5 protein-coding genes and 1 riboswitch are annotated in these 5,502 nt (G+C 72.6%); of the genes, 1 reads left to right on the forward strand and 4 read right to left on the reverse strand.

Annotated elements, in window-relative coordinates:
* Positions 1-57: 57 nt before the first annotated feature.
* The 4 genes from ACWF94_RS32020 to ACWF94_RS32035 all read right to left on the reverse strand — a co-directional run bounded on the left by ACWF94_RS32020 (position 58) and on the right by ACWF94_RS32035 (position 4,465).
* Positions 58-540, reverse strand: coding sequence for a transglycosylase SLT domain-containing protein (locus ACWF94_RS32020; protein ID WP_453496469.1), 483 nt, complete (start codon positions 538-540; stop codon positions 58-60).
* A 2-nt stretch (positions 541-542) separates the two neighbouring features.
* Positions 543-700, reverse strand: a riboswitch (cyclic di-AMP (ydaO/yuaA leader).
* 391 nt (positions 701-1,091) lie between these two features.
* On the reverse strand, positions 1,092-2,642 hold the full coding sequence (locus ACWF94_RS32025) for a helix-turn-helix domain-containing protein (RefSeq protein ID WP_453496472.1): 1,551 nt from the start codon (positions 2,640-2,642) through the stop codon (positions 1,092-1,094).
* Between the two features lie 165 nt (positions 2,643-2,807).
* Positions 2,808-3,599, reverse strand: coding sequence for an SAM-dependent methyltransferase (locus ACWF94_RS32030; RefSeq protein WP_453496475.1), 792 nt, complete (start codon positions 3,597-3,599; stop codon positions 2,808-2,810).
* Positions 3,596-4,465 carry a helix-turn-helix domain-containing protein gene (locus ACWF94_RS32035; RefSeq protein ID WP_453496478.1) on the reverse strand — a complete coding sequence of 290 codons (870 nt, stop codon included), beginning with the start codon at positions 4,463-4,465 and terminating at the stop codon, positions 3,596-3,598. The genes ACWF94_RS32030 and ACWF94_RS32035 overlap by 4 nt, the downstream gene beginning before the upstream one ends.
* 212 nt (positions 4,466-4,677) lie before the next feature.
* Between ACWF94_RS32035 and ACWF94_RS32040 the strand changes: the two genes are divergently transcribed.
* Positions 4,678-5,010 carry a hypothetical protein gene (locus ACWF94_RS32040; protein ID WP_453496481.1) on the forward strand — a complete coding sequence of 111 codons (333 nt, stop codon included), beginning with the start codon at positions 4,678-4,680 and terminating at the stop codon, positions 5,008-5,010.
* Positions 5,011-5,502 lie beyond the last annotated feature (492 nt).

The raw sequence follows: 5,502 nt of genomic DNA on the forward strand, positions 1-5,502 counted from the left end.
GTACCGCTGCGGTCGGTACGGCGGGGGCCCTGTCCGGGTGTCGCGGGAGTGCTGGGATCAGTAGGGCCCGAAGACGTTGTCGATCGATCCGTACCGGTCGGCCGCGTAGTTGCACGCGGCCGTGATGTTGGCGACGGGGTCGTAACTGTCCAGCGACGTACCGGGCACGTGATACGCCTGGAAGGTGGGGTCGATTACCTGGAGGAGGCCCTTGGAAGGCGTTCCGGCAACGGCGTTGGAGTCCCAGTTGTTGATCGCGAACTGGTTGCCCGAGGACTCGCGCATGATGTTCCGGTGAATTCCCTCGTAGGTACCGGGAATTCCGTGCTTGGCCATGACGGAGAGGGATTCCTTGATCCAGCCGTCGAGGTTATTGGCGTACGTCACCGTCTGCGTGGCGGCGGTCGCTTCCGGCGCGGCGTGAGCGGTTGACGCGCCCAGTACCGGGAGGGCGAGTACGGCGCCCCCCGCGGCGAGTACGGCGAGCCCTCTGGTGAGCGGGGTGCGCCAAGTGCGGTGACGGCTACCGATTGCAGGCATGCTGAATTCCTCTCCGTCGCCTGCGAGGTGAGCTGTCGGATTCGGGCTGGAGATGCCCGGCCGCGCCGATGGCGCGACTTCACCCCTAGCCGGTCCGTCGCCGGACCGGCACTTACCTGGGTCCCCCGCTCCTGCCTACGTGAGTGAGTTCGGTTGCGTTGCCGGGCGGTGGCAGGATTCGGCGGCCCGTCCGGATTCGAGGATGACCGTAGGCGAGCGGAAGAGCCGGTACAAGACAGGAATTCCTTTTCCTGAGCCCTCGGGAACATTTCGGACACTCGATTATCTTGATCGCTAAAACCCCGTGCCGTACTCAACTTTCTTCCGGGGAACGCCCGATGGGACCGGACGGGAAAGATCCGCATCCGGGCCGGAAGTGACCCTTGTCACTGGAAGTCCGTTATTCGATAGAGATGATCCACCATGCGCATTCCCCTGCCGAAATCCACCAATTACCCAAAAGGGGCATTCAACCCAAAGGTTTGTCCGGGGTCTCCGGGCGGCCTCTGCGGTGGGCCGTCCGGCGGGCGGAATCCCGGGCGCCGGGCGGCCTACTGATACGCGCGGCCGCCGCGCCTGGGCAGGCGACGGGAGGCCGACGCACCGCCCAGGGTCTCCAGGGCGAGGTGGAGTTCCGCGCGGGTGCCGGGGGCGGCCAGGTCCACACCGAGCCGTTCCTCGATCTGCTCCAGCCAGCGGCTGAGCGTCGTGCGGTGCAGTCCCAGGGCATGTGCGGCCGGGGCGCTCCGGCCCAGGTGCTCCAGCCAGACGCGCAGGGTGATCCGGTGGCCCTCCCCCAGGGGGCCGACGAGTGTGGTGGCCCAGCGGCGTGCCGTCGTCTCGTCCACGAGCCCGATGGGGGGCGGGAGCGAAGCCGGCCGGCCGGTCACGAGGGCTGTTCGCTGTTCCGGAAGCGGGGCCTCGGGAACACTTCGCCGTTGCGTAAGCGAGGTCTCGGGGACGGTGCGCCGTTCCGGAACCGGAGACTCGGGGACGGTTCGTCGATCCGGAACCGGGGACTCGGGAACACTTCGCCGGTCCGGAACCGGGGACTCGGCCGGTGCGCGCAGCGCGACCAGCAGTTGGGCCTGAACGGTCGCCGAGTCCAGCACGGCGGGCAGCAGCTCCGCGGCCGAGCGCAGCCGGGACCGTACGGTGCCCCGTGAGATGCCCAGCAGCTGGGCGGTGACACCGATCGATCCGCTGCGCAGCCAGGCTTCCAGTACCCGCCGGTGGGCGGGGTCCAGGGGGCTGAGCAGCGCGGCGGCCCACGCGGTGAGCCGGTCCGCCGGGATGATCCGCAGCAGGGCCCGGTCGCCGAGACCGGTGACGGGCACCAGCCGCCGGCCGGCCGCCGCGCCGGCACGGGCCTGCCCGGCCTCGGCCCAGGCGGTGGCCAGCATGGACAGCGGCGCGGGGTCGGAGACCCCGCCGAGGAGGCCGTGGCGCTCGGCGGCGCGGGCGATCAGCCGCAGGGCGCGGCCGTCGTCGGCGGCAGCGGCGTGCAGGGCGACCACGGCCAGTTCGCCGTCCAGAAGTGCCACGAGGGTGTGTGTCCCCTTGCGGGCGGCGGTAGGCAGCAGCGCCCGCCACAACGCCTCGTGGGCGCCCTGGGGGTCGGGGCCGCCGGTGAGCCGGTAGACGGTGGCATGTGACGCCAGGTCACCGATCACCTCGCGCGCCAGCAGGGTCTCGCCCCGCAGCAGCAGCCGCGTCACCGCGGCGTGCAGCCGTATCTCCGCCGGTCTCAGCTCCTCGGCCCGCCGGGCCCGAACCTCCAGCAGCCAGACGGCGGTCCGTGCGACCAGGTCGGCGCGGCGGGCGGAGGTGTCGACACCGGGACGGACCACCAGGGCCGCGCCCGCGACCCGGCGGACGAGGGTGCACTCCGCGCCCGTCTCGGCGCTCGGCGTCTCGGCCACGGCGGCGGCGTTGACTCCCTTGGGCGCCGCTGCGCACGGCGAGCTGTAGACGGCGCCCGCGATGGGGTCGACCAGCACCGCCCAGCCGCCGACCGCCGCGGCGGCTTCCGCGATCAGCGACGCCCCGGAACGCGCCGCCGCGGCGAACAGCCGCCGCATCACCAGACTGTCACTGTCCATGGGCGATGAGCCGGTCACGCCGGGGGGCGGTTGGGTACGCGGAGAGCGGCGCACCTCCGTCGGTGGCCGTGGGGAGCGGCATGCCCCCGGTGATTTTCCCGCCGGCCGTGGGGAGCGTCGCGCCCCCGGTGACGGCGGGGCACGCCGCGATCGGGTGCGTTCGGATCACGGGATACGGGCGACGGCGCCCCAGCCCGCCCGCTCGGTGGTGGACGTGGTGGTGGCGTCGGGCCGCCAGTTCGGCCAGGACACGAATCCCGGGTCGACCAGTTCGAGGCCGTCGAAGAACCGGACGATCTGTTCGGGCGACCGGAGGATGTAGGGAACGGCCCCCGAGGCGTTGTAGGCGTCCTGGGCCGCGGCGTGCTCGGCGTCCGCCGCGTCCGCGTGGCTCAGCGCGAGGTGGCTGCCGGAGGGCAGCCGGCCGACGAGCCGCGCGACCAGGGCGAGCGCCTCGTCGAAGTCGACGATATGGCCCAGCACATCGGAGATGACCAGGGCGACCGGCCGGGTCAGGTCCAGAGTCCTCGCCGCGCCGTCGATGACCGCGTCGGTGTCGCGCATATCCGCCTCGACGTAGGCGGTGGCACCCTCGGGGGTGCTGGTCAGCAACCCGTGCACATGGAGCAGCACCAGCGGGTCGTGGTCCACGTAGACGACCCGCGCGGCGGGGGCGATGCGCTGCGCCACCTCATGGGTGTTGTCGGTGGTCGGAAGCCCGGACCCCAGGTCCAGGAACTGTGTCATCCCCGCCTCGGCCGCGAGGTGGGTGACGGTACGCCTGAGGAATCCGCGTGACTCCTGCGCGAAGATCTCGATGCGCGGGCACACCTCGCGATAGGCGTCCCCCGCCACCTGATCGGCGGTGTAGTGGTCCTTGCCGCCCAGCCAGTAGTTCCAGACACGAGCGGAATGAGCGACGGAGGTATCGATACGGCGCTGCGGGTCGTCCGTCATGACAGGTTCGTCTCTCCTGGTCGGATACGGGTGGCGGGGAGCGGTGTCTGCGGCGGCGGGGCGAAGGCGCAGGCCGCGTCGAGACGCATACGGTAGGCGGTCACCGTGCAGGTGTCGTCCCAGATGTCGGGCGCGCCGACCGGGCTGTCCCGGACGACGTGATCGGGGATCTCGGGGACGTCCACCCTATAGACGGTCAGGGCCGCCGCGCCGGTCAATGGATGAAGTGGGGCGGCGAGCGGAACGATCTGAAGGGTGATCAGTTCCGGGTGTTCGATCGTGGCGCGCAGCGCCTCGGCCTGCTCCCGCATGACGGCGTCGCCGGCCACCCAGGTGTTCAGGGCGGCCTCCGGCATCAGGGCCCAGATCCGGGTCGTCCGCTCCGCCAGCCGGGCCTGACGCTCTCTCAGATACTCCACGCGCCGCTCGCGGTCGGCGGGCGACGCGTCCTCCCGCAGCACATCCTCGACCGCGCGGGCGTAGGCCGGGGTGCGTAACAGCTCCGGGACCAGCGCGGGATGCCAGAGGCGGATGATGCGGGACGCCGACTCCACGCTCATCAGATCCTGCTGCCACGGGTCCATCACATCGCGCCAGGGGTGCCACCAGCCCGGGAGGTTGGCGCTCGCCAACTGGCCGAGGAACTGCTCGACTTCGGCCGCGCCGGTGCCGTACAGCCGCAGCAGTGCCCGGACCTGTCCCGAGTCCAGCGATGTCTCCGCCCGCTCGATCCGCAGGACGGTGGTGCGGTGTGCGCCCAGCGCGTCCGCCGCCTCCTTCTGGGACAGCCCGGCCCGCTCGCGCAACTGCCGGAGCCGCGCGGCCAGGACGGCGTGCTGCACGGTCCTCCCCGACCTCTGCCTCACCCGTGATTCCTCCCCTCGCCGATCCCGTACGACACCATGCGCAAGCCGCTCACACTGCACACTCTGCACGTTGCGCTTTGAGCACCGCACCCCACAGGCTGACTATGTCCGCATTCGCCGTGACGCATCACCGCACCGATGAGCGGGGGTGCCGGGCGAACGGCGGGCGCCTCATGTCCGGACCACCGCACCCGACCACCGCGGAGACCAGCATGACCAGCGCTTCTCTGCTTGTTCGCGGCACGGCGCGCGACACCCTCGCCGACCTCCATCACCGCGCGCGCCTGGGCGGGCGGGCCGGGTGGTGGGCCCGCGCCACCCCGCTCGCGCGGACACCGGACGCGAGCCGCGGCGGCGTCGCCCCCGCCCAAGCCGGTGGTGGCGTCCTGCCGCCAGGGGTGCCGGAACCGGTCGGCGACACCGTCCGGTATGCCCCCGGCCGGGGACCCGGCAGCGTCGCCCCGGTGGCCGCCGACCACGGACCGGACACCGCCCGGGACTCGCTGCCCGCGCACACCCTGGCGGCCCGCACGCCCGCCGGCTGACCGACGTTCCCCCTGGAAAGACGACACCCGCCATGCCCCCGGCATCCGTCCCCGCCCCCTGTCACGCCACCGCCCCCTGTCCCGCACCCGCACCCGCACCCGCACCCGCTCCCACGGCCGGACTCCGGTCCCCCGGGGCCGGTACGCGCCGGGAGACGACCGGTCCGCCGGCGCCCCGGCGCCATGTGGCCCGGGGGCCGGGTTCCGGTCCCGCCGGCCGCCGGCATCGCGCGCCGTCCGCCGGGGTACCACGGCACCCCGGAGCCGCCGATCCCGCCTCGCAGTATGGCGGTCGGGACACCGGACCAGCCACCCGGCCGACAGTCAACCACCGTACGCCCAGGCGTCGTTCAAATGTTCGGGACGCACCCGGCCCCGCAACCGGCCCCGCTCCCGGCGCGGCGGCCACCCCGCTCCCGGCACCGCCGGCCACGGGTTCTCCCTCCGAGACTCCACCCGGCCGACCGCCGGGCGGATCGCCTCCTCCCGCGC

The organism is Streptomyces sp. NPDC055078, assembly GCF_053607985.1.

Coding starts and splice junctions, on each gene's coding strand:
- ACWF94_RS32020 (WP_453496469.1), bottom strand. CDS start 540: ATGCCTGCAATCGGTAGCCGTCACCGCACTTGGCGCACCCCGCTCACC.
- ACWF94_RS32040 (WP_453496481.1), top strand. CDS start 4,678: ATGACCAGCGCTTCTCTGCTTGTTCGCGGCACGGCGCGCGACACCCTC.
- ACWF94_RS32030 (WP_453496475.1), bottom strand. CDS start 3,599: ATGACGGACGACCCGCAGCGCCGTATCGATACCTCCGTCGCTCATTCC.
- ACWF94_RS32025 (WP_453496472.1), bottom strand. CDS start 2,642: ATGGACAGTGACAGTCTGGTGATGCGGCGGCTGTTCGCCGCGGCGGCG.